At 58.3% G+C, this 24,622-nt stretch carries 27 protein-coding genes; 12 read left to right on the forward strand and 15 right to left on the reverse strand.

Going from position 1 to position 24,622, the window contains the following annotated elements; all coding sequences use genetic code 11:
- Positions 1-84 precede the first annotated feature (84 nt).
- Entirely contained in the window at positions 85-1,557 is a 1,473-nt protein-coding gene (locus tag DFR37_RS00440) for an aldehyde dehydrogenase family protein (RefSeq protein WP_113931281.1), read from the reverse strand.
- Between the two features lie 151 nt (positions 1,558-1,708).
- Between DFR37_RS00440 and DFR37_RS00445 the strand changes: the two genes are divergently transcribed.
- A complete protein-coding gene (locus tag DFR37_RS00445; protein ID WP_170139794.1) occupies positions 1,709-2,680 on the forward strand; it encodes an AraC-like ligand-binding domain-containing protein in 972 nt (323 codons plus the stop codon).
- Between the two features lie 206 nt (positions 2,681-2,886).
- On the opposite strand, the gene DFR37_RS00450 is transcribed toward DFR37_RS00445, so the two are convergent.
- Positions 2,887-3,279, reverse strand: coding sequence for a nuclear transport factor 2 family protein (locus tag DFR37_RS00450; protein WP_113931840.1), 393 nt, complete (start codon positions 3,277-3,279; stop codon positions 2,887-2,889).
- 198 nt (positions 3,280-3,477) lie between these two features.
- On the opposite strand from DFR37_RS00450, the gene DFR37_RS00455 reads away from it, so the two are divergent.
- Positions 3,478-4,197 (forward strand): GntR family transcriptional regulator, encoded by a 720-nt coding sequence (locus tag DFR37_RS00455; RefSeq protein WP_211317191.1) that lies wholly within the window; start codon positions 3,478-3,480, stop codon positions 4,195-4,197.
- A gap of 53 nt (positions 4,198-4,250) precedes the next feature.
- Here DFR37_RS00455 and DFR37_RS00460 read toward each other — a convergent pair whose 3' ends face one another.
- The 3 genes from DFR37_RS00460 to holB all read right to left on the reverse strand — a co-directional run bounded on the left by DFR37_RS00460 (position 4,251) and on the right by holB (position 7,425).
- Entirely contained in the window at positions 4,251-5,312 is a 1,062-nt protein-coding gene (locus DFR37_RS00460; protein WP_242341684.1) for an ankyrin repeat domain-containing protein, read from the reverse strand.
- Between the two features lie 216 nt (positions 5,313-5,528).
- Positions 5,529-6,299: a TatD family hydrolase gene (locus DFR37_RS00465; RefSeq protein WP_113931284.1), complete on the reverse strand. Its 771-nt coding sequence runs from the start codon at positions 6,297-6,299 to the stop codon at positions 5,529-5,531.
- 76 nt (positions 6,300-6,375) lie between these two features.
- Positions 6,376-7,425 (reverse strand): DNA polymerase III subunit delta', encoded by a 1,050-nt coding sequence (gene holB / locus DFR37_RS00470; protein WP_113931285.1) that lies wholly within the window; start codon positions 7,423-7,425, stop codon positions 6,376-6,378.
- Between the two features lie 125 nt (positions 7,426-7,550).
- Between holB and ku the strand changes: the two genes are divergently transcribed.
- From ku to DFR37_RS00490, 4 genes are all read left to right on the forward strand, one after another.
- Positions 7,551-8,492: a non-homologous end joining protein Ku gene (gene ku / locus DFR37_RS00475; protein ID WP_113931286.1), complete on the forward strand. Its 942-nt coding sequence runs from the start codon at positions 7,551-7,553 to the stop codon at positions 8,490-8,492.
- Positions 8,485-10,926 carry a DNA ligase D gene (gene ligD / locus DFR37_RS00480; protein ID WP_113931287.1) on the forward strand — a complete coding sequence of 814 codons (2,442 nt, stop codon included), beginning with the start codon at positions 8,485-8,487 and terminating at the stop codon, positions 10,924-10,926. Before ku ends, ligD begins: the two co-directional genes overlap by 8 nt.
- Positions 10,927-10,999: 73 nt before the next feature.
- On the forward strand, positions 11,000-11,908 hold the full coding sequence (gene galU, locus DFR37_RS00485; protein ID WP_113931288.1) for a UTP--glucose-1-phosphate uridylyltransferase GalU: 909 nt from the start codon (positions 11,000-11,002) through the stop codon (positions 11,906-11,908).
- Positions 11,909-11,917: 9 nt separating this feature from the next.
- Entirely contained in the window at positions 11,918-12,115 is a 198-nt protein-coding gene (locus DFR37_RS00490; protein WP_113931289.1) for a hypothetical protein, read from the forward strand.
- Positions 12,116-12,121: 6 nt separating this feature from the next.
- On the opposite strand, the gene DFR37_RS00495 is transcribed toward DFR37_RS00490, so the two are convergent.
- The gene (locus DFR37_RS00495; RefSeq protein WP_113931290.1) at positions 12,122-12,613 is read right to left on the reverse strand and encodes a DUF421 domain-containing protein; all 492 of its coding nucleotides are present in this window, start codon (positions 12,611-12,613) and stop codon (positions 12,122-12,124) included.
- Between the two features lie 127 nt (positions 12,614-12,740).
- Between DFR37_RS00495 and DFR37_RS00500 the strand changes: the two genes are divergently transcribed.
- Positions 12,741-12,938 carry a hypothetical protein gene (locus DFR37_RS00500; protein WP_113931291.1) on the forward strand — a complete coding sequence of 66 codons (198 nt, stop codon included), beginning with the start codon at positions 12,741-12,743 and terminating at the stop codon, positions 12,936-12,938.
- Between the two features lie 65 nt (positions 12,939-13,003).
- Here DFR37_RS00500 and DFR37_RS00505 read toward each other — a convergent pair whose 3' ends face one another.
- Genes DFR37_RS00505 through DFR37_RS00530 form a run of 6 tightly spaced genes read right to left on the reverse strand, consistent with a single transcriptional unit; the run spans position 13,004 to position 19,055 of the window.
- Positions 13,004-13,879: a glycosyltransferase family 2 protein gene (locus DFR37_RS00505; protein WP_113931292.1), complete on the reverse strand. Its 876-nt coding sequence runs from the start codon at positions 13,877-13,879 to the stop codon at positions 13,004-13,006.
- Positions 13,836-14,864, reverse strand: a complete 1,029-nt coding sequence (locus DFR37_RS00510; protein ID WP_113931293.1) for a UDP-glucuronic acid decarboxylase family protein — start codon at positions 14,862-14,864, stop codon at positions 13,836-13,838. Before DFR37_RS00510 ends, DFR37_RS00505 begins: the two co-directional genes overlap by 44 nt.
- Entirely contained in the window at positions 14,857-15,864 is a 1,008-nt protein-coding gene (locus DFR37_RS00515) for a glycosyltransferase (protein WP_113931294.1), read from the reverse strand. The genes DFR37_RS00510 and DFR37_RS00515 overlap by 8 nt, the downstream gene beginning before the upstream one ends.
- Positions 15,851-16,921: a glycosyltransferase family 9 protein gene (locus DFR37_RS00520; protein WP_113931295.1), complete on the reverse strand. Its 1,071-nt coding sequence runs from the start codon at positions 16,919-16,921 to the stop codon at positions 15,851-15,853. Before DFR37_RS00520 ends, DFR37_RS00515 begins: the two co-directional genes overlap by 14 nt.
- The gene (locus DFR37_RS00525; RefSeq protein ID WP_113931296.1) at positions 16,918-17,904 is read right to left on the reverse strand and encodes a glycosyltransferase family 2 protein; all 987 of its coding nucleotides are present in this window, start codon (positions 17,902-17,904) and stop codon (positions 16,918-16,920) included. The genes DFR37_RS00520 and DFR37_RS00525 overlap by 4 nt, the downstream gene beginning before the upstream one ends.
- Positions 17,901-19,055: a glycosyltransferase family 9 protein gene (locus DFR37_RS00530; RefSeq protein ID WP_113931297.1), complete on the reverse strand. Its 1,155-nt coding sequence runs from the start codon at positions 19,053-19,055 to the stop codon at positions 17,901-17,903. The genes DFR37_RS00525 and DFR37_RS00530 overlap by 4 nt, the downstream gene beginning before the upstream one ends.
- Before the next feature lie 132 nt (positions 19,056-19,187).
- Here DFR37_RS00530 and DFR37_RS00535 point away from each other — a divergent pair, with 132 nt between their 5' ends.
- Complete coding sequence (locus DFR37_RS00535) at positions 19,188-19,388, forward strand: heavy-metal-associated domain-containing protein (RefSeq protein ID WP_113931298.1); 201 nt, start codon at positions 19,188-19,190, stop codon at positions 19,386-19,388.
- A gap of 36 nt (positions 19,389-19,424) precedes the next feature.
- Here the strand turns inward: DFR37_RS00535 and DFR37_RS00540 are convergent, their stop codons facing one another.
- Positions 19,425-19,829 (reverse strand): PRC-barrel domain-containing protein, encoded by a 405-nt coding sequence (locus DFR37_RS00540; protein ID WP_113931299.1) that lies wholly within the window; start codon positions 19,827-19,829, stop codon positions 19,425-19,427.
- Between the two features lie 276 nt (positions 19,830-20,105).
- On the opposite strand from DFR37_RS00540, the gene DFR37_RS00545 reads away from it, so the two are divergent.
- The 4 genes from DFR37_RS00545 (at position 20,106) to DFR37_RS22745 (ending at position 22,819) form a co-directional block, all read left to right on the forward strand.
- Complete coding sequence (locus DFR37_RS00545; protein WP_113931300.1) at positions 20,106-20,306, forward strand: hypothetical protein; 201 nt, start codon at positions 20,106-20,108, stop codon at positions 20,304-20,306.
- Entirely contained in the window at positions 20,303-21,349 is a 1,047-nt protein-coding gene (locus DFR37_RS00550; protein ID WP_113931301.1) for a DNA topoisomerase IB, read from the forward strand. Before DFR37_RS00545 ends, DFR37_RS00550 begins: the two co-directional genes overlap by 4 nt.
- A gap of 19 nt (positions 21,350-21,368) precedes the next feature.
- Positions 21,369-22,355: an SDR family oxidoreductase gene (locus tag DFR37_RS00555; RefSeq protein WP_113931302.1), complete on the forward strand. Its 987-nt coding sequence runs from the start codon at positions 21,369-21,371 to the stop codon at positions 22,353-22,355.
- A gap of 83 nt (positions 22,356-22,438) precedes the next feature.
- A complete protein-coding gene (locus tag DFR37_RS22745) occupies positions 22,439-22,819 on the forward strand; it encodes a hypothetical protein (protein ID WP_147251575.1) in 381 nt (126 codons plus the stop codon).
- 109 nt (positions 22,820-22,928) lie between these two features.
- Here DFR37_RS22745 and tmk read toward each other — a convergent pair whose 3' ends face one another.
- The gene (gene tmk, locus DFR37_RS00565; protein ID WP_113931304.1) at positions 22,929-23,579 is read right to left on the reverse strand and encodes a dTMP kinase; all 651 of its coding nucleotides are present in this window, start codon (positions 23,577-23,579) and stop codon (positions 22,929-22,931) included.
- Positions 23,579-24,589, reverse strand: a complete 1,011-nt coding sequence (gene mltG, locus DFR37_RS00570) for an endolytic transglycosylase MltG (protein WP_113931305.1) — start codon at positions 24,587-24,589, stop codon at positions 23,579-23,581. The genes tmk and mltG overlap by 1 nt, the downstream gene beginning before the upstream one ends.
- Positions 24,590-24,622: the final 33 nt, after the last annotated feature.

Here is a 24,622-nt window from a genome sequence, read left to right on the forward strand (position 1 = left end):
AACCAAACCGCCAAGGCCGGACGAACCAAGGGCCGGGTTCTGTGTTGCGCAGAACCTGGCCCTTGAAACCACAATCAATAAGACTCAGAACGGAAACCCGCGCTTGCCAAGCTGGGTGGTAATCCACTTCAGTTCAGTCATTTCGTCCATCGACGCATGCCCGCCTTCGCGTCCGACCCCGCTGCTCTTGACGCCACCGAAAGGCACATGCGGTTCGTCGGCCACCGTGCAGTTATTGATGTGCACCATGCCGGCTTCCAGGCGCAAGGCAAGATCAAAGGCTTTTTGCAAGTCGTTGGTCATCACCGCCGAAGACAATCCGTATGAGGTGTCGTTGGCAATACGCAGTGCATCTTCAGAATCGGCAGCACGTATCACCGAGGTGATCGGTCCGAAGGACTCTTCTCCATAGACTTTCATCTCGGGCGTTACCTCTGCCAGCACAGTCGGCGCGTACAAAGCGCCCTCGTGCTTGCCGCCGCACAATAGCTTTGCGCCCTTGGCCACGGCATCCCGCACATGTTCATTGATCACCGCACATTGCGATTCGCGGATCAGCGGTCCGACAATAGTGCTTGGGTCATGCGGGTCGCCGGTCTTGAGCGACTTGGCCTTGGCCGCGAACTTGGTGCAGAAACTGTCGAACAGGCCCGCTTCGACAATAATGCGGGAACTGGCCATGCACACTTGGCCTTGATGAAAGTAGATACCAAAGGCTGCGGCGTCGACCGCGTAATCAAGATCGGCATCATTCAAAATAATGAACGGATTCTTGCCGCCCATTTCCAGCGTCAGCCGCTTCAGGTTTTTCCCGGCTTGCGCGGCCAGCAAGCGGCCAACCCGGGTCGAGCCGGTAAACGTCACCATTTTGACGCGCGGATCGGACATCAGTATTTCGCCCACCATTTCCGATGGACCGGGAATCACGTTCAACACGCCCGCGGGCAAACCAGCTTCTTCAAAGATAGAGGCAATTTTCAAGCCAATGACGGAAGTATATTCGGAGGGCTTGAGCACGAAGGTATTACCTGCCGCCAGTGCAAACGCCACCTTTTTCATCGCCAATAAAAATGGAGCGTTGAACGGCGCAATGCCGGCAATGACGCCCAGCGGCTGGCGTACTGTCATGCCCAATTGCCCAGGCATGGTCATAGGCAAGGTCTCACCCGTAACCTGGCGCACCAGGCCTGCCGCCACGCGCAACAAATCAACGCAGTAGCTGATTTCAAACATGGCTTTGCCAAACACCGAGCCCGATTCTTCAATGATTACGTCCCGAAGCTCGTCCGTGCGTGCGGCAACCACATCCGCCGCCTTGATCAAAATGGCCTCCTTTTCCGAAGCCAGCTTATTGCGCCAGCCCTCACGCGCCCGATAGGCTGCCTCGATGGCATCCTTCACATCCTGGGCAGAAGCCTGCGCGACAAAGGCATACACTTCGCCGGTAAGCGGGTTAAGGTCCTCACTGGCCTGCTGCTCGGATCCTGGCCGCCAGACGCCGTCGACAAACAGCGAGCTAATCTCCTTTACCGCGGTTTTAATATCGTTCGCACTCATATATCCTCCGATTTGATGGGTAGTTTGTAACGAGGCTTTTATCGTTTATTCCCCATTCTCCGGCCGCCTTGAACATAGTTCTTGACTGCATCCGCAATGCGGTATGCTCTATACGCGGGGTTGGCCGCTTGCGCCGCCCGGAGGGTACGCCATGAATATCGAATTCTCGACCGACTCGGTTGCCGCCGCCAAGCGTCTGGCCTATTGGCGCGATGCCGTCTGCAATACCTTTGCCGACATTGAGTGCCAGGCTATGTCGGGCACGCCATTTCACGCCCGCCTTACAGACGCCGGCTTAAAAGGACTGCATTTTTGCCAGAGCAGTAGCAGCCCGGTGCAAGTAAGCAAGAATACGGCGCTCATCCGGCGCAGCTCGCATAGCAACTTCATGCTTTGCATCCAGCAAGAAGGGCTTTGCGTGCTGCATCAAAACGGTCTGGAAGCCCGCCTGTTTCCCGGGGATATGGCGCTGCTTGATTCCGTGCGGCCGTACAGCGTAACTTTTCCTGCGCCCGCCCAACAGCTGATAGTGCATATGCAGCGCGACGCACTGCTTAACGTGTTCGACGATGCCGAGCACCGCTGCACTCAACGGATCTCGGGCGCCCGCAGCACCGTACGGCTGGTCGGCCAGTTCATGCAAGGCCTGTCGACGCAATTGCACCGACCGAACCCTATCGACAGCAAGAGCTCTGTGGCTGAAGCGCTGAAAATCGGCGCTCTGGAACTGATTGTTTCGGCTCTCTCGGATGTTGCTCCCGACCAGGCGGAACAACCTGCGCAAATCGCCCGATATCGCCTGCTGTACCGGGCCCAGCGCTATATTGAAAACGAACTGACCGACCCCGAGTTGACTGTCGAAGCCGTGGCCCGGGCCCTGTCGGTTTCAACACGCAGGCTGCAGCAAGTATTCAAAGACTGCGGCCTCCTGCCGCCTTCCAGATATCTTTGGCTGCAGCGCCTGGAGCGCTGCAAAACCGCCTACGATCAACCCGAGTTTGTGCAGCACAGCATCAGCGATATTGCACTGATGTACGGCTTTAATGATTTTTCCCACTTTAGCCGCAGCTTCAAGGCAACATACGGCTGCACACCCCGGGAATACCGCAGCGGGCACTATTAATTATTGATGAAAGGCTTGCGACGGCCGCATCTGCCCAAGCCACCACCTGCGGGCGTTCCGGTAACCAGCATATCGACTGAAATCGGACGCCACCGCGCTTAAATCCAACCAGGCGGTACCGGATAATAAGGCCAGGCCTGTGCTCTTGCCACGTGCATAAGATGCAATGCGCATAATGTGAACCAGGCTTGCTCTTCGGTTTGCTGTCAGCGCGTGGCCGGAATGACAGTCGAGGCCCAGGCCAGAAGCCGCCAATTGCCTTCGCGCTGTATCCACACAGCCTGGAATAAGTTATTCAACTGCTTCGTTGTACCGTCAATGACCGCCTGCATGACCGTCTGCCCATGCATGAGTGCGATAGTTCCGTAAACGGCCACAACCGCGTCACGCCTGTCCGCAGCAACGTACTTGACACGGCCATCGCGTAAAGAATCCAGATATTGTCTTTTCGTATCGACTATGGCGGACGAATGCGTGTACACGAGATCACCGTCCAAGAGCTGATCCAACACCGCCAGGTTGTTGGCGATCATCGCGCCATAACGTTCATCGTCCGCCCGTAATACAGCGAGCTGTTCTCGGTTTCTTGTCTCATTCATGGTTTTGAGGATTTCCTTGACGACTTTGGGTGCCACGATGGGCATGGGGAAGGCTTCGAAAGAGCTACTTCTTGGATTCAAGTTAGAGAATATAGATCTATATTTTGTATAGAGTTTGGATCGTTTATTTGACCATTTCAAGCGAGTTAACCCTAGAGCTGTAAAAATAATATATTTTGCAATGCTAGAATTGAATCCATGAAATCAGATATAACGTTCGCGCAAGCTATCCCCCACGAGCCGCCGGCAGTGGAACATGGCTCGACCATGGCTTCGGCGCTAGCTGAAACAATACGCACGGACATCATTCGCGGCCGGCTGGCGCCAGGCATGCGGCTGAAGGTCCAGGAGTTGGCCCGGCTTTACGACTCCGGCACCATTCCTGTGCGCGAAGCGCTATCGCGCCTCACGACCAGCGGCTTCGTTTACGCTCTGGACCGGCGCGGTTTTTTCGTCAAGGAAATCTCTCGGGAAGAACTGCTCGACCTGACGCGTGTACGCCTGATGATCGAACCCGCCGCTTTGCGCGACTCGATCGAACATGGCGACATTGCCTGGGAGGAACACGTGCTGTCCGCCCACCACCGCATGTCAAGACTGCGTATCCACGCCGACGCAATGAAACACGAATTGGACCTGGACTGGGAAGCCGCACACGACAACTTTCACAGGCAACTGATCTCGGCCTGCTCCTCTGCCTGGCTTTTGCAATTTGCCGATACGCTACGCGATCAAACCACACGCTACCGCCATATATCGGTAAGCTCGCGGCAGGCGCGGGATGTCGCGGCCGAACATGCCGCCATCCTTGACGCTTGCCTGGCCCGCAAGCCTGACTTGGCCGTAGGCTTGATCTGCGACCACATCAACACGACGGCATCGCTGGCCTTGAGCGAAACCGGGCCTGCAAAACAATAATGTAGGCCAGTGCCATAGCTGCACCGGCTATTTACCGCAATGCTCGCGCAGCTTCAGTATGCCGGGTCTTTATCGAAGCGGTTCAAGTCGAAATATCGCGATGTGGCGTTGCCCTCGGTAGCGCTTGGCTTGGCCGGCTTGCCTGTGTCGAAAGACGGCGGAATGGCTGGCGGGCTGATGTCGACAGCCTTTACCTCGTTGCCTGAGGAAGCAGCTGGCGCCCTGCTATTGCCGCTGCGATATCCGGCGTCAGGAGTAAGGCCCTCGGGCATCTGCAAGCCGTAAGCCCCTGGCGCCTGCGTCGCTGCGGGTGTCGACACGCCGGCCGCGGCCGCGCCCCCGGCGACCGCAGCCGCCCCCAAACCACCCACGGCGGCCGAGCCGTTTTCCTCTTCGGCCGCTCCCGCCGCCCGGTTGCGCGCATGCGCGGCGGCGCGCTCGGCCAGCACTTTAGCGTTTAGCTGATCCAGCCTTTTGGCCAGCCCCGCCTGATTGCGCATGCGGGCCCAATCGGCTGCATTTTGCTGCTTGAGGTTGCGCGTAGTGACATCGGCACCGGCACTGAGCAATATACGCACGCTTTCGTCGCTACCCGCGAAGGCCGCCATCATCAGCGGCGTCGTGCCTTCCGGCGAAGGCGCATTCACAATAGCTTTGTTGACAACCAGCAGCTTGACCATGTCAGCGTGGCCTTTAGAGGCGGCGTAATGCAATGGACTCCAGCCCAGATGGTTGACCTTGGCCCCGCGCTTGATGAGGGCCTGGGCGCGCTTGACATCGCCCACCACCGCCAGATACATGAGCGGCGTTTCGTGCATGCGGTTCTCGGCATTGACGTCAACGCGCCGATGAGCGGCCAGCAAGTCGTACACTTTCCAGGCCCCGTCGCGAATGGCCTGCATAAGGGCTGGTTGGCCTTTAGGGCTGATTTCGTTGGGCGACTCGCCCTGTGCCAATTCAGTCTTGATGGCTTCGACGCGGTCGTTGGCGATATCGACCCACCAACTGGGCGAAACAGCCGCCACGGCCGTCGCAAAGCACAGCAGCAAGCCGCCGAACACGCAACGTGCCGTGTTGTGATTAACCGCCATGCAAACGCGTAGTCGTTCTTTCATAGAATTGTCTTTTGAAGAGGATTGCATACCAATATGGCATCAGCCCATCGAATTTTTAATAATGATTCGAAATCAATAAATTTCGATACAAGGCACATATTTATCAATGAAACTTAAAGTAAATTATCAACTAATTTACTTTAAATTTCCATCACAACTAGCTGAAATATAAGTAAAAATAGACCTGATAAATAACTTTAAATAAATAGGTTTGATTTATCTACGTATCTTATTGAATAATCTGAAGAAATTTTCAGTTGATTGTTGTGCCACATCTGCGACTGGCATGTTTCGCAACTCGGCAATTTTCTCGGCCACATGAATCACTTTTGATGGATCGTTTACCTTGCCCCGGTACGGCACCGGCGCCAGATAGGGCGAATCGGTCTCGATCAGCAGACGGTCCAAGGGCAGCTTGACGGCCAAATCCTGCAAGTCGGTCGCCTTCTTGAAGGTAACGATCCCCGAAAGCGATATATAAAAATTCATCGCCATGGCCGCCTGAGCTACTTCCCATGACTCGGTAAAGCAATGCATTACCCCGCCAAACTCATCGGCGCCCTCCTCGCGCATAATGCGCAAGGTATCTTCGCTGGCCGAACGGGTGTGGATGATCAGCGGCAGCCCGCTTTTGCGGCTGGCGCGGATATGAGTGCGGAAGCGTTCGCGCTGCCACTCCAGCGGCTCGGAAAGACGGAAATAGTCCAGGCCGGTTTCGCCGATGGCGACCACCTTGGGCGACTCGGCCATGCCGGCCAATTCATCGGCACTGGGCTCGGGCGTGTCTTCGTAATCCGGATGTACGCCTACCGACGCATACAAATGCGGGTGCGGCGCGACAAGCTCCATCAAACCGGGCCACTGCGGCATATTGACGCTTACAACTAGCGCATGGCTGACCAGGTTCTGCTCCATCCGCCGAAGAATTTCTGGCAGGTTCTGGGCAAGTTCCGGAAAATCCAGATGGCAATGAGAATCTACATACATGGCAAAACTCTAAATTAAAATCTTACGTGAATGGGCTTGAACAAGTAAATGCATGGCGCCACTTACCCTGCCTGGATCATCGCTGCGGCTGACAGGCCAGAGCGGCACGCGATAAAGCGCTATAGGTGAACAGTTTAGTATTCAAAGGATGATCCGCGACAGCGCGCTGCTGGACCAGCCACTTGCCGGTATCGGCCAGTGTGGCGGGCGGCACCTTTTGCGCAATGGCCTTGATCTGCCCCGCCAGTTCCGGGAAGTAGCGCACGGAGGCCTGGGCTGCTGCGAGAGACAAGTCCAAGAACAAGCGCTGCAACGCATCTATCCATACTTTGGGCGCTTCTTTTTCCAGGCTTTCGGCCAATGCTCCGACATCCGGCATGGCACCTTGGGCCGACGATCGGACCAGTTGTGCCAGCCACTCGGGACAGGCGCCCCCGCCCGCGCGCGACATTTCCAGGGCGCGCAACGGCGCGCCGCCCGCCGCAGCCAACCACTGCGTTGAGTCGTCCAGCCCCTGGCTGCTTAGCCATTCGGCACTATCGGCGGGGGAAGGAACCGCCAAAGGCAGGCGCCGGCAACGGGAAACCAGGGTAGGCAGAATCCGGTCGGGCGCATCCACCACCAGCAGAAACACGGTGTGTTCGGGCGGCTCTTCCAGCACTTTAAGCAAGGCGTTGGCGGAGATCGAATTAAGAGCTTCGGCAGGATAAAGCACGGCCACCCGCCAGCCGCCACGGTGCGTTGCGGTGTTGAACCAGGGCGACAACACGCGCAACTGTTCTACGCGAATATCCCGTGAAGGCGCCTTCTTGGCGGCCCCGGACTGCTCGGTGGGCTCTTCGGCGGTATCCGCGCCCTCTTCCAGGGCAATCGCCTCGGGCCGGATACGGCGTAAATCGGGATGATTGCCGCCGGCCACCCATAGGCATGCCGCACAATGTCCGCAAGCCAGCCCCTCTTGGGGCGACTCGCACAGCAGGCTGGCTGCGGCGGCAAGCGCAAACTGGCGCTTGCCGATGCCTGCCATGCCGTGGATCAGCCAGGCGTGCGCAAACCGCTCGCGCTGCGTCAGCCAGGAGCTGGCAACTTGTTGCTGCCAGGGAAGAAAATGCGGAATTTCACTCATGCGTCCAGTCTGCGAATGCTACCTAAACCCTAATATTACTTGGGAACGCCTTTTGCTGGGAGGTTGAGGGCCTGTTCAAAAAGGCCAAAGGCGAAAGACTACGCGCAAATCAATGGAAAACGTCCATGGCAAGCTCCAGTAAACGCGCTTTATGGAAAGGCGCAATTTCGTTCGGTCTGGTTCATATACCGATAGCCTTGCACTCGGCGACCGACAACCGCTCAATAGACTTCGACTGGCTGGACAAGCGAAGCATGGACCCCGTAGGCTATAAGCGCATCAACAAGGCAACAGGCAAAGAGATCGACAAGGAAAACATAGTCAAGGGAATTGAATACGAAGACGGACAATATGTCATTTTATCGCCCGAGGAAATCGAGGCCGCTTTTCCCAAAACGACGCAAACTGTCGAGATCGAGGCGTTCGTCGAATTAAGCGACATTCCTTTCATATATCTGGAGCGCCCCTATTATATTTCGCCCATCAACAAGGGCGCCAAAGTCTATGCCCTGCTGCGCGAAGTCCTGCATAAGACAAAAAAAGCCGGGATCGCCAAGGTCGTCATACAAACCAAGCAGCATCTTGCCATTTTGATGGCGTGCGGGCCTGCGCTTATTTTGAATCTGATCCGATGGGACGAAGAGATCCGCGGCTGGGACGAACTGAATTTGCCCGCTGAAGGCACCAAGTCGACAGGGCTGACCCAGAAAGAATTGACAATGGGCGAGCAATTGATCGACGACATGAGCGCGAAGTGGGCGCCTGAAAAGTTCACTGACTCATTCAGAGAACAAATCCTCCAGTTGGTCAAGGACAAGGCGGAGGCCGGCAAGACGCAGTCCGTCACCCAGCCCGAAGAGGAGGAAGCGGAAAGTGGCGGCGCCAAGATCTATGACTTGACCGAAATGTTGCAACGCAGCCTGAAGAAGCCCGCTCAAGGCTCTGCAAAGAGGGCATCACGCACACGCTCCGTCAACAGCGATTCGAGCACGGCACCAAAGAAAAAGCCTGCGACCAGCGCAAAACCACGGCAGGCCACGGCCGTAAAGCGGCGCAAGAATGGCTAAGAAAAACGATCCCCTGCAAACCTACAAATCCAAGCGCGACTTCTCCAAAACCAGCGAGCCGGCCCAGGGCGGCCTGCCCAACACGGAAGCCCGTTCCTTCGTCGTCCAAAAGCACTGGGCACGCCGCCTGCATTACGACTTTCGTCTGGAATTGGGCGGTACGATGAAAAGCTGGGCAATACCGAAAGGACCCAGTTTCGACAGCGCCGACAAGCGCATGGCGGTGCATGTCGAAGACCACCCTATTTCGTACAACAGCTTCGAAGGCGAGATTCCCGCCAAGCAGTACGGCGCGGGAAAAGTCATTATCTGGGATAAAGGGACTTGGATTCCGGAAGGCGATGCTCGCAAAGGATATCGGGCCGGCAAGCTGAAGTTCGAATTGCGGGGCCACAAGCTGCACGGAAGCTGGGTGCTGGTTCGCATGCACGGCAAGGAATCGAAGCAAGACCCATGGCTGTTGATCAAGGAAAAAGATGAGTTCTCGCGCCCGGCCAGCGAGTTCAGCGTCGTCGACGAAATGCCCGGCAGCGTTGCAGGCCAGGGCGACAGCGCCCCGGCGATGTCGCCCGCCGCGCTCAAGCCGCAGTTGGCCACGCTGGTGGACACCCCTCCCCGCGATCCGGAAACATGGCTTTATGAAATAAAGTTCGATGGCTACCGTCTATTGACACGGGTGGAAAAGGACCGGATACAACTATATACCCGCAACGGCAACGACTGGACGGGCAAGCTTGCCGCCCTGGCGCGGCGACTGAAGGCCCTGCGCCTGCCCGAGGGCTGGTATGACGGCGAGATCGTCATGATGGACCAGCACGGCCGGCCCGACTTTCAAGCCTTGCAAAATGCATTCGACAATTCCAAGACCCGGGATATTGTTTACTACCTGTTCGACCTCCCCTTTTGCGACGGCATGGATTTGCGCGCCCTGCCGCTGACCACGCGGCGCGAGAAGCTGCGTAGTCTGCTTGCGGACGCTAGTGATGGTGCCGTACGCTTTAGCGACACGTTCGACGTGCCGGGACACGATATCGTTGCCGCGGCTTGCAAACTGGGGCTTGAAGGCGTGATCGGCAAGAGAAAGACCTCTCGTTACGTGTCTCGCCGTTCGCCGGACTGGATCAAGCTTAAGTGCGGTATGCGCCAGGAGTTTGTAATAGGCGGCTATACCGACCCGCAAGGATCGCGGACCGGAATAGGCTCCTTGTTGCTGGGAATACATGACGACGCGGGCAAGCTACGCTACGCCGGGAATGTCGGCAGCGGCTTCAATACCAAGACCCTTGCCCAGATCAAACAAAAGCTGCACAAGCTGCATTCGGAGACGACTCCGTTCTCGGCCTCGACCAGCATCGACAAGAAAGCGCATTGGGTAAAGCCCGTTATGCTGGCGGAAGTCTCTTTCAGCCAATGGACGCAAAGCGGCCATGTCCGCCATCCGGTTTTTCATGGCTTGCGCGATGACAAGCCCGCCAAAGCCATCACCAAGGAGAGTCCCATGCAGGCCGATGTCGGATCAGACCAAGCCGGTACGCTGCCCGCCAACTTCAAGGTCACGCATGCGGAGCGCGTAGTGGACGAAACGTCCGGGACCACCAAAATGGAAGTGGTCCGCCACTATGCCGCGGTCGCACCGCTGATGCTCGAACACTTGAAAAGCCGGCCGGTATCGCTGGTCCGCGCTCCCGAGGGCGTCAGCGGGCAGACCTTTTTCCAGAAGCATCTGGAAACCGCCAAGATGACAGGCGTGCGACAACTTTCGCCCGCGCTGGATCCGGGCCATGCGCCTCTAATGGAGATCCCCTCTGCGCAAGGTCTGCTAAGCGCCGCCCAGATGAACGTCATCGAGTTTCATACCTGGAACGCCATTAAGACCACAATCGCCAAGCCGGACCGAATGATCTTCGACCTGGATCCGGGCAAGAACGTGGAGTGGACGGCCGTGCAGGAGGCGGCGCTGGCCATTCGCGCCTTCCTGGAGGAGCTTGGGCTGATACCATTTGCAAAAACCAGCGGCGGCAAAGGCCTGCACATCGTCGTGCCCCTGAAACGAAGACACGATTGGGACACCGTCAAGGATTTTTCGCATGCGGTCGTGCTGCATATAGGCAAAGCGCTGCCGGCGCGTTTCGCTGTCCTGAGCGGCCCGCGCAATCGGGTAGGGAAAATTTTCATTGATTACTTGCGCAATGGCTTCGGCGCGACGACTGTGGCTGCGTGGTCGCTGCGGGTCAGACCGGGAATGGGCGTGTCCGTGCCCGTAGCCTGGAACGAGATCGAAACATTGGAAAGCTCGGCACACTGGCATATAAACAATGTCCATGAACGGCTCGGCATAGGCAACGAACCATGGCAGGACTACAACAATTCAGCTCGCACGCTGACCGCGGCGATGCGCCTGCTGGACTTCAAGCCCAAGGCGCGAAAAGCCTGACTTCACCGGCAAACGGTTCAGGAACGGCGCTTGCTTGGAAAAGGCATGATCCCTTCAGAAAGGCGCTCCAGCGATGAAACCGATACGTAAAGCTGTATTCCCAGTTGCCGGGCTAGGAACCCGTTTTCTACCGGCTACCAAGGCCATGCCCAAAGAAATGCTTCCCGTCGTGGACAAGCCGCTTATCCAGTACGCCGTGGAAGAGGCCATTGCCGCCGGCGTCACTGAACTGATTTTCGTGACCGGCCGCACCAAGCACGCCATCGAAGACCACTTCGACCGAAAACCCGAACTCGAAGCCGAACTCGAATCCAAACATAAGTCCAGCCTGCTGGATGCGGTCAGAAATGTACTTCCCGCCAATGTCAATTGTATCTACACCCGACAAACGGCTCCTCTGGGACTGGGCCATGCGGTACTGTGCGCAGCACCCATAGTAGGCAACGAACCCTTTGTCGTCATATTGGCCGATGACCTGATCGACGCCGACATTCCGGTTACTCAGCAATTGATCGAAGCCGCTCATCGCCACAACGCAAGCATAGTCGCGGTCCAGAACATCCCGCGGGCCAACACCAACCAATACGGCATTATTGATGGGGTTACGGTCGACGGCAAAACGACTTGCCTGGCTTCTATCGTGGAGAAACCCGACCCGGCCGACGCGCCCTCGACACACGCCGTTGTAGGGCGGTACATTCTGGAGCCGGAGATTTTTGAATTCCTGAGGCAGACGCAAGCCGGCAAAGGCGGCGAGATTCAGCTTACCGATGCCATAGCGGCCCTGCTGAAAGCGCGCGCCGTCTTTGGCTTCGAGTTTGAAGGGACACGCTACGACTGCGGCAGCAAGGCGGGTCTTTTCCATGCGACGGTGGAACTGGGACGCAAATACCATGGGTTGGTCTGCTCTCCCGAGAGTGATACAGCGCCGGTGCCCTCGCCCAAGCTACGAGTGGTCAATTCCAGTACGCGTACAGGATAGGCCACGACCATGACCAACGAACATTCGCCCGGGAAGGACAAGAATCCTTCGCGGCATAAGCCGCCTTCTCAAACCACTAGGCGACCTGCCAGGCCTCCTGACAGCATACCCGACATACTGCCCGGCGTGGACCCGCAGCAGACACCCGGCATCGACCGCCCGCCCGCGGAAAACGACCCGGACAACGAGCACAAGCGACGCTCCTGAGGCTGTTCAGCCTTTCTTGAACTTGAGAACGCTGATTTCACCTTGGGACTCCATATAGGCCCTGCGCACTTGGCCCAGGTCGTCAATGCCTTGTTGGCGCAGCTCGCTCATCAACTCGTCCGGGGTCACGTACTCGCGGCGCATCCCTCTGCGCTGCATGACCCCGTCCTTGACCAGGCAGACGCGTCCCGGGTCGAGCAAGCGTTCGAACGCCGGCCAGAAATAGCCGACTCGGTCCACGGCGACGCTCCAGAGGATCAAAGTGCCCACCAGCACCATGCCCTCGGCGACGCTCTCATATTGCGCGGACATGGCGTTTTGCGCCGCGTCGGCAATCAGGACGACAAGCAGCACATCGGCCGAACCTACGGTACCAAAGTCGCGCCGCCCGGCAAGCCGCAGCAAAATGAAGATGAACCAATATACCAGGCTGCCGCGGATCACCAACTCCCATGGCGATACGCCAAAAACAAAAAGCTCGCTCCACTGGACGTCCATGACTTGACCTCTAAACGCGGTATATCGACGACTAGCAACTGGTATGCCCGAGCATCGACCCGGGCCGCGGTTACGGCACGACGTTTGCTGGAAGCCATGCTGTATTTCAGTATTTGGAGCGAGAATCATGACCCAAGCCAAGATCGAACCAGGCAGAACCAATTTGTCGCCGGCGGGCAAGCCCAAGGGCGACGGCGGCGAGCGCAAGTCAGACAAAGAGAAAGACTGGCTCCCCGAACTCGGCCTGAAGTCGCCAGCCAAAGAAAAAGGCAAGCAGACCGACGCATCTCCACTTGATCCGGGGATAGACTTGCGCAAAGACTGATGCATGCGCTTGCGGTACTCCCGTCGGCCCGTAGCTTTGTTTCAGCGAGTACTAGCCGGGACAGGCTAAGGCGGCGGCCGGTAACTATCCAACTGCATTCTCATCGTTTCGACCCGCTGCGATATAAGCTTGCGATTTGCCAGAGCGCGCGGAAGCCCGGCCACGGCTCGCAGGGCCACGGGCCAGAAGTCGCGCTGCCGGTGTGCTTTGCGCAGTTGCAGCGCCGTTTCGCGCCAAGCCCGCGTCCATGGGCGGCGCATCCATGCCACCCAAATGGCGTTACGCGCCAGCAGCCTTTTGCGCAAGCCGGAATCGCGCAACGACGAAGGAAAGTGGCGGCTGACGACTTGTTGCGCGTAAACAATGCACCATCCTTTTTGCACTAGATCCAACGCCATTAGCTCCTCTTCGCCGCCAATGAAAAACGGTGCCCAATAGCCGCCGGCCTCGTTGAAGGCCCGCACCCGCATGACACACGCCCCCGCCATGAACCCCAGCAATTGAGGCCCGGGTAGCCCTTCGCGCGGCAAGGGGCTGTTTTCCATATCCACACAGGTTGGATCAAGCCGGCCCTCCGTACCTACGACTACGCGGGCGCTAAGCACCGCTACTTGCGGCGCAGCCTCCAGTATCTGAACTGCCTGCTCCAGCGCCCACGGCTCCCATTGCGTATCGTCGTCGCAGAATGCAACATACGGGGTGGTTATTTGGGCGACAGCGGCATTGCGCGCAGCGGCGCCGATATTGTGCCGCAGGCTTATAAGCCTTATGGACGGAAAAGCTTTGGCAATGGCGGCCGGCGTTCCATCGCCCGACCCGTTGTCTACGACGACAATGCTGCGGTCGCCGGCAACCGCCGACAAAGCCGCCAGGGTACGAAGCACTTGCTCACGGCGGTTATAGGTTAATACCGCTATCGTGACCCAGCGTTCCAGACACATCGCCTTGCGCCTCCTGCGGCTCGTACGCAGCATCGTGCGCAAAATAGTCTATGGTTTTACGCAAGCCTGCCTCCAGCCCCGTGGCTGGCTGCCATTTCAGACAGCGGCGAGCCAGCGCAATATCAGGGCAACGCTGCTCCGGGTCGTCGGATGGCAGTGGAAAGAACTGGAACGACTCTTCAACTTCCACCAGCTTGCATATCAGCCGGGCGATTTCCAATACTGTGTTTTCCTGTGGGCCGCCCAGGTTTACCGGGCCGTGAAAAAGAGGCGGAGTGTTCATCAAGCGCACCAGCCCTTCTATCAGATCGTCCACATAGCACAGCGAGCGCGTCTGGCTGCCGTCGCCATAGACCGTAAGCGGGCTGCCGTTCAAAGCCTGGAGTATGAAGTTGGACACCAGCCGCCCGTCGTCGGGCGCCATTCCCGGACCATAAGTGTTGAAAATCCGGGCGATTTTTACAGGCAGGTGCCAGCGCGCACCATAGTCCGAAAACAAGGTCTCGGCGCAGCGCTTCCCCTCGTCATAACAAGACCGCAGACCCACTGTATTGACGCTGCCGCGGTACGATTCGGGCTGAGGGTGCACATGAGGATTTCCGTATACTTCACTTGTGGACGCTTGCAGTATCCGCGCGCCGCATTTGCGCGCCAGCTCCAATAAATTGCGGGATCCGTACACGCAGGTCAGCAGCGTATGGACAGGGTCGGCCTGGTAGTGCCGTGGCGACGCGGGGCACGCCAGATTATAAATATGGGTAGCTGAAATATCGAGAGGTATGGGCTCTATGACATCGTGCAGCACAAACGAGAACAAGGGGTTGTCCAACAACGCCTGCACATTCTCGCGACGGCCAGTAAGCAGATTATCCAGGCATATTACCCGCCGGCCTTCGTGTACCAGCCTCTTGCATAGATGCGAACCCAGGAAGCCGGCACCTCCGGCCACCAGGACCGTCCCGCTGGTACCGAAGTTGTCATTCATGTCGTGCTCCAGCCAGTAAAAGAAGAATCTCGTTCCAATCGCAGATATAGCGATCGATGGAAAATCGTTCCAGTGCAGTCCGTCTGGCGGCGATGCCCCAGGATCTGGCCAACTCAGGTTCATGAAGCAGTTGCCGCATGCAATCAAGCAGCTTTTCGCGCCTGCTGTCGACGTAGCCCTCGACTCCATTGGTGATTACATTGGGCAATTCCGTAGCCGCCACTCCGACCACGGGCATGCCGGCCATCATTGCTTCAATCAACGACAGGCCCAGGCTTGCATAGCGTATGGGCGTGAAGAAAAAACGGTATCTGGCCATATACGCCGGCACTTCCATATTGGATATCTCTCCGAGCCCGTCCATGGTCTCGGACTGCATGCCGATCAAGTCCAGCGGCACCTGTTGCGCGGCCCATTCATAGATATCGGCGCCCACGCGCCGTCCGCGCCTGTGCAAATGGTTGACCGCGGCGATGCCGCGCGCCAATTCGCCGGTATAAAGGACATCGGGATGGGCGACGACGCCGTGCTCGACAACGCGCACGCACACGTCCGGCGCGTTCCACATCAATGCGTTGTAGGGGGTGACATGGACGAGGACACCATTGTCGTGCTTGAAGAAATGCACACTATCAGTAGGATGCGGCTCCGGCGGATTGTGCTCGATATATGCGCAGGGCAGCGCTTGCTGCCGCGGAGTCAATAAATCGAAACGATCGCGTTCGAAAGCGCTGCGCGACTGGTAGATCACGCAATCCAGCTGTTCATTGCGCAACTCGTGTGCCGGCACCTCGCGCACATTGGAGCCCCAGGGAATCTTGGTGCCCAACGCGCTATACCCATTCGGGTTTCCCGGTAAGACCGGTATAACAAAATCATGCGGCGCCTGTGTCAGGGAATACAGGTAATTCCCATGTACATGCCAAGTCAGTACACGCAAGCGGCGGCCGGAGACGCTCGGGTGCGCCGGTGTTTCGATCCCCTCCTCAGCGCGCTTCATGAACGATCTCCTTACCCAGTTGCGCCAGGGCGGCGTCCACCACCTCCTGTGAGCTCACCGCCAGCGCGCATGCATGGCCCACAGGACAAACATCGTAGGCGCACGGCCGGCAAGACATATCGGCGTGCAACACCGTATGCAAGCCCGCATCCAGCGGCGCCCAGCGCGCTGTATCGCTGCCCGAAGCGATGACGACGCTGCGGCAGCCTACCGCGGCCGCGATATGCGACACGCCGGTGTCGTTGCAGATCAGCAGCCTTGCCTGCTTCATGAGGCTTGCCAAAGCGCCCAGTCCTGTAGCACCGCCCAAGTCCACCGTGCCATGGCCGATGGCGGCTGCCAGGTTCCTGGTGAGAGGACGTTCCGCTTCGCAACCTGTCACCACGACTCGCCAACCGTCTTGTGCCAATCGCCGGCCGGCCTCGGCGAAACGCTGCAGCGGCCACCGTCGCGAGGCCAGACGTGCGCCCGGATGAATGAAAACAGTCCGCGCCGCCTCGATGCCCGCCTGGCGCGCAACTTCGGCGGCTGCCTCGCGATCCGCATCGTCCAGCGGAAATTCCAGGCTGGCGTCCTGCTCCGGCAAACCCAGATACTCCAATAAAGCAAGATATCGCCTGATTTCCGGTTGGCGGTCGGGCCAGGTCATCAATTGCGGCGTCTGCTGCGATTGCAGGGGGACAAAGCCAGCCCATTGCCTGGCGCCGAATTTGCCAACTATGGCATTGGACTGAATGCCGCTACCATGCATTTGCAAAGCCAGATCAAACCCCTGCGCCCGCATGTAGCGATAAAACTCCGGCAGCCTTGCAACGCATGCCGCTTGCTCGGGAAAAGCAGGGTCCCCCGGAAAGTCCACGAACTCATCCACATAATGGCGGAAGCGCCGCATAAGCGGCCGCATGCCATCCAGCCCGACCAATGCAATTGAGGCGGCCGGCAAAGCCCGGCGCACGGCGCGCAAGGCGGGAATGCTGCACAGCAGGTCGCCGAGGTTCAACGCGCGAAATATTGCGACCTTGCGCGTGGCGGGCAGCCATAAGCTGGCCGCGCTCATGGCAAGGCCCTTCCGAAACGCGCGGCGCCGACCAGGCGCCAGAAGATGGACAAAGGCGGTATCAGTATGGAGGTGACGAGCAGCTCGCTGATATTGCGCATATCCAGCGAGCTGCGACTCAATCTATACAAGAAGAAATACAGGCTCAACACCAGCCAGAGATAAGCGGCCGCTTCAGCCAGCTCCGTCCTTCCGGCCAGGAAGAAGACCACGGCGCCAAGCAAGCAGGCCGTGATGGACAGATAGAGCCAGGGCGGCGCCTTACGGATGCGCTGCCTATACAGTTCCGGATGCTTGCGATACAGCAGCACATCGAACATGACTTTTTTTTGCATTGCCAGGCCGGCTGCAAAATGGGCGGGACGCAAGGGATGCGTCACAATGGCTTGCGGCGCGGAGATTATCCGGCATCCGTTTTTCAACAAGGAAAAATGCAGGTCGGAGTCCTCGCGCCACGCCAAGGTAAAGCCTTCGTCGAACCCTCCGACCATGGCCAGGGCCTCGCGCCGCACAAAACAATTGGCCGTAACAAACTCGGCCTGCTGCAAGCGCGCCGCATCATTCTCGTAATCGCTGGGGTTCTCGGGCAGCGGCATGACGATGCGCCCCACGGCCGCCGCGGCGCCTTCTTCCATTGCTTGCAGCCCTGCTTCCAGCCAACCCGCATCTGGAATCGTGTCGTCGTCGGTGAATGCTATGATCGGCGCCCTGGCGGCGCGCCAGCCCGCATTGCGCGCTCCCGCAGGGCCCTGGGTGGCGGTTACGGCAATGTATCGAATCAATGGCGGCTTGTGCCCCGAAGCCGAGAACTCCAGCACCAGGTCTTTCACCTGCGCACTAGGGCCGTCGTCGCAGACTACGATTTCGTAGGTCTGAGCGGGCGCGGACTGATGCAACAGCGCTGTCAGGCAACGTGCCAGCAAGTCCGGACGTCTATAAGTCGGCACAATCACCGATATGTTCACGTTCATAGAATCAGTCATGGCTTTCCAAGTTGAATGGCTGGCCTGGCGCGGACGCTCTCTTGCCTATTGAAGCTGTCGAGACACGCCGGGCCGTTTTCATTTGGGCTCAGCATTTCCAATGCCGCATCGACTACCGCTTGCGGATCCACGCCCTCGAGGCAGGCATTCGTTCCCTGAGTGCAAACACTGCTGTAGCAGTTCTTGCATGGAACATCGTGATAAAGCAAACGGTGCGGCACATTCCAGGGCGTATGCTGCAGATTGGTCAATGCATAAAGGTCGACCACCGCGGTCTGGACAGCGGCGGCAATATGGACCGGTCCAGTATTGTTCGAAATCAGCAAACGGGCATCTTCAATCAGGCAGGCGAACTCGCCCAAGCCAAGCTTGCCCGTCAAGTCGAATACATGCTTTCTTGCAGTACATTGCCGGATGACGCTTTCGATCAGCGGCTTTTCCTGGGCGCTGCCTGTCAGCAAGACCTGGCAGCCGCTGTCGGCCAGTTGTGAAATGACCCTGGCATAGCGTTCGGGGCTATAGCACCGGGACGCCGCGCTGGCGCCACAGTGCACCACTATCCATTGACCATCCGGCGCCACCTGCAGATCGCGCAGAATCGCCTGCAGGGAACGGCGGTCGCTGCCCCGCGTAGCCAAAGAAAGCCCGACGTCGCTACAGGCGGCGCCGACTGTGGCGACCAGGTCCAGTTGACGCTGCACTTCGTGCCTTATCAGTTGCGCGGGCTCTATCTCTTTGACCCAATGGCTAAGAAGGTGGTAAGGGTTTTCGCGCGAGTGTGCGAGCGCCAGCGGGATGCCGGCGAAATGGCACATCAGCGCCGCGGGCAATGCGCTTTGGCTGTACACGGTAAATATTACAGCCGCATCGAAGCCACGCTCGTGCAGCTCCGCAACCATCGCACGGCCGTCTCCGGGATAGCCGCCGCCGTTCTTGACCCAAGCCGCGTTGTATACCAGAGTGTCATCGACTTCGGGCAGGTAAGGTGCCAAGGCCGCTCCCGAATCGGACGCGAGCAGCGTTATGCGGCGGCCGGGCACCGACGTTTTCAAAGCCCGGATCGCCGGCGTGCTCATCAGGACATCGCCCATATTGTCCAGCCTGACACAAAGGACATTGCGGGCTTGGGTCCACGTATGCACCGTAGTCATAGCAGCCACCCAGCAAGCTTTGGGCCGTAGGGAACAGACCGATTGGGCGGTGTGAACGGCACAACACTTGCTAGGCGACTAGCAAAAGGTGGCTTGCGGCTTGCACCACTTTTTTTCTGGAGAGAGGCTGCCATGATCGAATTCAAAATAAAAGACATGATTGGCGAGGATTGCGCAAAAACCATTACGCGCGTCATTAAAGAAACCGTACCCGCGGCCTCCATTCAAATAGACCTGCAGAACCACGTGGTACGGGTGGACGGCATTTCCGATGTCGACGAGATTGAGCGCGTCATTCGCGAAGTCGGCTACACGCCCGGGCCGCATCACTGATGCGTGCGCATGCCGTCGGGCCAAAAGTCCCGGGCGCTATGCGGGATAGTCCGTCCCGTAGTACGCATGAATCCCTTGGCGCCATGTCTCATCCGCCATGTTCGGCCAGTTGTCCTTGTCGAAGCCAGGAGCATTTTTGAGCTCTTCCTTGTCCACATTCAATATGAAGCGTTCATTTACGGGATCCAGCTTCAGTGCCGCCCATGGGACGGCGAACAACTTCTCTCCCATGCCCAGAAAGCCGCCAAAAGAAAGGACGGCATAGTTCACCTTGCCCGTACTCATGTCGAGCATGATTTCCTTGATGTCGCCCAACTTCTCATCGGCGGCGTTGTATACATCGTTGCCGATCAAGGTGTCCGCCCCCATCGTGGCCGGGCCCGGGCCGGAGGAAGGACTGTTTTTGTATATTCCGTAGGTGTCGCGATTCAAATAGCTCATTTCTTCAGCTCCTGTAGGTCTGTTATCGAGAGAATGCATTTCGGTGCGCTACCGGAAAGCCGGCTTCGAGCCGCAATACCGGTGGCCCCTGGCATGAAACACATAACAGCCTCAGCAATCGGCATGCCGGAAATGGCCGCTCCAGTCCATATGACTGATAGCTGCAAGCATCAGGTATGAAAGTTGCAAGTCCCGCCGGACGCGCCACCGCCCCAAGGCCGGCTGTGCGCATCAAGGTTCTGCAAGCGCAGCCTTCAACTTTTCAATGGGTTCATCATGACTTCAGCAAACAAACAGCACGACAAACGGCTCGGCGGCGATCCCAGCCAGGACGACACGCCGCGCGAACAACAGAAAAGCCACGGTTCCGAGCAGAACCGCGGCAAGAAGGATGGGCATACGACTCAAATAGGATCCGGCCAGGACCAGCAAAGCAGCCGCGTCGGCGTGCGCGACTCCACCAACAAAAGGCGATGAAAGACGGCGCCGGAAACTCCGATCCGGACCTGGTCTATGTCAGTGACGACGGTCCGGGCATTGTTCGCGAGCGGCTGAAAAACGGTTTCCGGTACACGGACAGCTCTGGCAAAACCATTACGGACGAAAGCACTCTTGCGCGCATCAAGGCCCTGGCTATTCCACCGGCCTATGAGGACGTCTGGATATGCCCCAGTGATAATGGTCACTTGCAGGCAACGGGACGCGATGCGCGTGGGCGCAAGCAATATCGCTACCATGATCAGTGGGCACGCATCCGGGACGCCGATAAATATCAGCAGCTTTATGCCTTCGGCATGGCGTTGCCCAGGATCAGGCGCCGGGTCGCCAAAGATCTCTCAAAGCACGCCCTATGCCAGGAAAAAATCATTGCCAGCGTGGTAAGGCTGCTTGATATTTCGCTTATCCGCATAGGATCGCAGGCCTACGCGCACGCCAACAAATCCTATGGCTTGACCACGCTCAAACGCAGGCATGTCGCAATCACCTCCGATCGGATCCGTTTTCGCTTCAAAGGAAAAAGCGGCGTCCAGCATGATGTCACGGTGACAGACGCGCGGGTGGCCAGAATTATCAAACGATGCATGGACATACCTGGACACCAGTTGTTTCACTATAAAGACAGTGACGGAACGCTGCATGCAATCGATTCGAATGCTGTCAACGCCTATTTGAAAGAAGCCGCCCAGCAGGACTTCACCGCGAAGGACTATCGAACCTGGGCCGGTTCGGTTCAGGCCTTGGCCGAACTGCAACGTACTCCCAGCAGCAGTGAGTCGGCCGCGCGCAGAACGGTGGTCGAAGTCATAAAGAAAGTCTCAAGGCATTTGGCCAACACGCCGACAATCTGTCGGAAATGCTATGTCCATCCGGCAATCCTGGACTGTTATCTTCAAGGCCGCTTGCCCGCCCGCCATGCAAAGCCTTCAGGCCCCCGCGAACTACGCGCCGATGAAAAACGCCTGCTTGAGTTTTTGCGGCGGCTGCCTGCGGGGCACGAAATTTGCTCGGTCAGGGATTGACGGACCGAAGGAGAACCCCATGACCAAACACGACGACGATGCCGCGCATACGGCGGACAAGCAGCGCAAGATTCAAAGCGAACAGGACCAGCGCGACCGGAACAAGCCCGAAGGCAAGCAAGGGCAAGGCAAGCCCGCGGCACAGACCGGCGCGCGCGAGCATGCCGCCCCGCCCTTGCCTTCCCAACATATGGAAAAGCCCGGACTAGAGAAGGACATGGGACTGAAGCCGCAATTCGAAGCGCCGGCATACAAGGGCAGCGGAAAACTGGAAGGCCTCTCGGCGATCATAACGGGCGGCGACTCGGGAATCGGCCGAGCCACGGCGGTGCTTTTCGCCCGCGAAGGAGCCGATGTGGCTATCGTCTACCTGCAATCGCATGAAGACGCCGAAGAGGTGCAGCGCCATGTCGAAGCCGAGGGACGGCGATGCAAGCTGATTCCGGGCGACGTCAAGGACCCGGAGTTTTGCCGCAAAGCCGTTGAACAGGCGGTGCAGGCTTTTGGAAAGCTGGACATCCTGGTCAACAACGCGGCATTCCAGGAACATGCGGAATCCCTGCTGGACCTTACCGATGAACGTTTCGACGAAACCATGCGAACCAATGTTTACGGATATTTCAATATGGCGCGCGCGGCACTGCCTCATTTGAAAGAAGGCTCGAGCATCATCAACACCGGCTCGGTAACCGGCCTAAGGGGTCAACCGCAGCTGCTGGACTACTCCACGACCAAGGGCGCAATACATGCCTTCACCATGTCGCTGGCTGCCAACCTGGCAAGCCAGGGCATACGCGTCAATGCGGTCGCGCCGGGGCCTGTCTGGACGCCGCTGAACCCGGCAGACCAGTCGCCCGAGCAAATCAAATCATTCGGCGGCAAGACTGCCCTGGGGCGCCCCGCCCAACCCGAAGAGCTCTCGCCAGCCTATGTATTCCTGGCTTCGCCCATATGTTCCAGCTATATAACCGGGATCGTCCTTCCCGTTACGGGCAGTCCCGGCTAGGCGCAAGGCGCCTGGGCCGGCCATACGGTAACACGGGCTTGGCCGCCCTTTTCATTCCATTCGACTCAAGATAGGAAAACGCCATGAAGAAATCCATTACCCTTACGCTATGCTTGATGCCGCTTGCGTTCTTGCCGCCGGCATTCTCCCAGGGGGTCAACGGCCCCAGCGGGTCGGGCTCGATGGGCGCGGAACATCAGGCCGAATCGACCCATCCGGATGCTCTTTCGGGCAACTCGGGCGCAAGCCGCGAAGAGACGCCAACAAAAAAGCCCGGGACCCCTTCCAGCAATATGCCGGTGCAGCCTGGTACCTCCACCGACACAAGTCCCACCGTCAGCCCGTCGAGCAACCGCTCGGCCAGCGGCAATAGTAAAGATGACGCCGCGCAGCAGGCTGCGGGCAAGGCGAATAAAACGGGCAAATCGACCACGACCACGCCTTCGACGCCAAAGTCCAAATGACCGCATGACAGCCGCGATATCGCAACAATTGCGCGGCTGCCGCCCGCATGGACTGCGGCGGCTGTCAAGCCGCCGATTAACTGGCCCGAGGCCAGGCGCAATATTAAGGTTAAGGCTGCGCCGACCCCGCGCTCTTCCATGCGTCGATAAGCTGCTGCGCCTGTTCGCGCATGGTCGCGCGCACGCTTTCTATCGGCAAGGTCGAGTCCACGATGCGCAAGCGCTGCGGACACTGGGCTGTGCGTTCATGGTAAGCCTTGCGTGTCCGTTCGAAAAACGCATCGCCTTCTTTTTCGAACCGGTCCAGATCCCGGCTGCGAGCCAAGCGTTCGCGGGCGACGCTTAAAGGGACGTCGAACAGCCAGGTGCGGTCGGGCTGCAAACCCGGGTGCACCCATTGTTCCAGCGAGGCGATGGCGGCGCTGCCCAATTCGCGGCCGCCCCCCTGGTAGGCATAGCTGGCATCGGTGAAACGGTCGCACACCACCCAATGTCCGGCCTGCAAGGCCGGCTCGATCACGGTTGCAATGTGCTCGCAGCGCGCGGCGAACATCAGCAGGGTTTCGGTCTTCAGGTGCATGGGCTGGCTAAGCACCATCTGGCGCAGTTGTTCGCCCAGTTCGGTGCCGCCGGGCTCACGCGTACAAACCACAGCAATGCCCTGGGCCGAGATGTGCTCTACCAGCCACTGCACATGCGTGCTCTTGCCTGCGCCATCCAACCCTTCAAGGGTAATGAAACAACCACGCTGACTTTGCATTATCGACCTTGCCCCAAAATATATTTCGACACTGCCCGGTTATGCGAGCCCAGGTTCTCGGAAAATTCGCTTGTACCGTCGCCCCTGGATACAAAATACAGGAATTTATGTTGCTCGGGATGCAGCGCCGCATACAAGGCCGCCTTGCCGCTGGACGCAATAGGCGTGGGCGGAAGGCCACCACGCATATAAGTATTCCATGGCGTGTCGGTGGTCAGGTCTTTTTTACGGATGCGCCCTTGATACGCGTCGCCCATGCCGTAAATAACGGTAGGGTCGGTTTGCAGCGGCATGCCCAGCCGCAGCCGGTTCACAAAAACACCCGCAACGCGTTCACGATCGGCATTATGTCCTGTTTCCTTTTCAATAATGGAAGCAAGTATCAAGGCCTGGTATGGCGTGGCGATGGGCAGGTCCGGCGCGCGCTGCTCCCACAGGGAGGCCAGCAGCTTCTGCTGCGCCTGATAGGCGCGGCGCAATATGTCGAAATCGCTGGTGCCGGGAACGAATACATAGGTATCCGGGTAAAACAGGCCTTCCGGACTGGTCTCGGAAGAGCCCAGGCGTTCAAGCAGCTGTGCATCGGACACATCGCCCAAAGTCTGCTTGATATGGGTATTTTCACGCAAGACCTGGCGTATGCGCTGGTAGGTCCAGCCCTCCACCAGTATCTGGCTGGTTTGGGTCATGTCCCCGTTGGCCATGCGCTCCAGCAGCATGGCAGGCGTGTCGCCACGCACTGCTTCATAGGCTCCGGCCTTGATCAGCGTGTCGCGCCCCGTCAGGCGCGCCAGTGCGACAAAAGCATCGGCGTTCATGGCTATGCCGGCTTTTTGCATGGCCACGGCAACCGTACGCGGCCTGGTACCCAGTTCGACCTGGAAGTCGATGCGCTCGGCGCTTAACTGCACCGGCTTGATCGACCAATACCAGAAAGCTGCAGAAAGCCCCGCCATCGCAACGAAAGCAAGCAATACCAGCCACAGGAAAAAACGTTTGATTCTATTCATTGTTGCAAGTGTAGCCGAGGCAAACTGCCGCCC

The organism is Eoetvoesiella caeni (assembly GCF_003315175.1).
GTDB lineage: Bacteria > Pseudomonadota > Gammaproteobacteria > Burkholderiales > Burkholderiaceae_B > Eoetvoesia > Eoetvoesia caeni.

Coding starts and splice junctions, on each gene's coding strand:
- DFR37_RS00440 (WP_113931281.1), bottom strand. CDS start 1,557: ATGAGTGCGAACGATATTAAAACCGCGGTAAAGGAGATTAGCTCGCTG.
- DFR37_RS00445 (WP_170139794.1), top strand. CDS start 1,709: ATGAATATCGAATTCTCGACCGACTCGGTTGCCGCCGCCAAGCGTCTG.
- DFR37_RS00450 (WP_113931840.1), bottom strand. CDS start 3,279: ATGAATGAGACAAGAAACCGAGAACAGCTCGCTGTATTACGGGCGGAC.
- DFR37_RS00455 (WP_211317191.1), top strand. CDS start 3,478: ATGAAATCAGATATAACGTTCGCGCAAGCTATCCCCCACGAGCCGCCG.
- DFR37_RS00460 (WP_242341684.1), bottom strand. CDS start 5,312: ATGAAAGAACGACTACGCGTTTGCATGGCGGTTAATCACAACACGGCA.
- DFR37_RS00465 (WP_113931284.1), bottom strand. CDS start 6,299: ATGTATGTAGATTCTCATTGCCATCTGGATTTTCCGGAACTTGCCCAG.
- holB (WP_113931285.1), bottom strand. CDS start 7,425: ATGAGTGAAATTCCGCATTTTCTTCCCTGGCAGCAACAAGTTGCCAGC.
- ku (WP_113931286.1), top strand. CDS start 7,551: ATGGCAAGCTCCAGTAAACGCGCTTTATGGAAAGGCGCAATTTCGTTC.
- ligD (WP_113931287.1), top strand. CDS start 8,485: ATGGCTAAGAAAAACGATCCCCTGCAAACCTACAAATCCAAGCGCGAC.
- galU (WP_113931288.1), top strand. CDS start 11,000: ATGAAACCGATACGTAAAGCTGTATTCCCAGTTGCCGGGCTAGGAACC.
- DFR37_RS00490 (WP_113931289.1), top strand. CDS start 11,918: ATGACCAACGAACATTCGCCCGGGAAGGACAAGAATCCTTCGCGGCAT.
- DFR37_RS00495 (WP_113931290.1), bottom strand. CDS start 12,613: ATGGACGTCCAGTGGAGCGAGCTTTTTGTTTTTGGCGTATCGCCATGG.
- DFR37_RS00500 (WP_113931291.1), top strand. CDS start 12,741: ATGACCCAAGCCAAGATCGAACCAGGCAGAACCAATTTGTCGCCGGCG.
- DFR37_RS00505 (WP_113931292.1), bottom strand. CDS start 13,879: ATGTGTCTGGAACGCTGGGTCACGATAGCGGTATTAACCTATAACCGC.
- DFR37_RS00510 (WP_113931293.1), bottom strand. CDS start 14,864: ATGAATGACAACTTCGGTACCAGCGGGACGGTCCTGGTGGCCGGAGGT.
- DFR37_RS00515 (WP_113931294.1), bottom strand. CDS start 15,864: ATGAAGCGCGCTGAGGAGGGGATCGAAACACCGGCGCACCCGAGCGTC.
- DFR37_RS00520 (WP_113931295.1), bottom strand. CDS start 16,921: ATGAGCGCGGCCAGCTTATGGCTGCCCGCCACGCGCAAGGTCGCAATA.
- DFR37_RS00525 (WP_113931296.1), bottom strand. CDS start 17,904: ATGACTGATTCTATGAACGTGAACATATCGGTGATTGTGCCGACTTAT.
- DFR37_RS00530 (WP_113931297.1), bottom strand. CDS start 19,055: ATGACTACGGTGCATACGTGGACCCAAGCCCGCAATGTCCTTTGTGTC.
- DFR37_RS00535 (WP_113931298.1), top strand. CDS start 19,188: ATGATCGAATTCAAAATAAAAGACATGATTGGCGAGGATTGCGCAAAA.
- DFR37_RS00540 (WP_113931299.1), bottom strand. CDS start 19,829: ATGAGCTATTTGAATCGCGACACCTACGGAATATACAAAAACAGTCCT.
- DFR37_RS00545 (WP_113931300.1), top strand. CDS start 20,106: ATGACTTCAGCAAACAAACAGCACGACAAACGGCTCGGCGGCGATCCC.
- DFR37_RS00550 (WP_113931301.1), top strand. CDS start 20,303: ATGAAAGACGGCGCCGGAAACTCCGATCCGGACCTGGTCTATGTCAGT.
- DFR37_RS00555 (WP_113931302.1), top strand. CDS start 21,369: ATGACCAAACACGACGACGATGCCGCGCATACGGCGGACAAGCAGCGC.
- DFR37_RS22745 (WP_147251575.1), top strand. CDS start 22,439: ATGAAGAAATCCATTACCCTTACGCTATGCTTGATGCCGCTTGCGTTC.
- tmk (WP_113931304.1), bottom strand. CDS start 23,579: ATGCAAAGTCAGCGTGGTTGTTTCATTACCCTTGAAGGGTTGGATGGC.
- mltG (WP_113931305.1), bottom strand. CDS start 24,589: ATGAATAGAATCAAACGTTTTTTCCTGTGGCTGGTATTGCTTGCTTTC.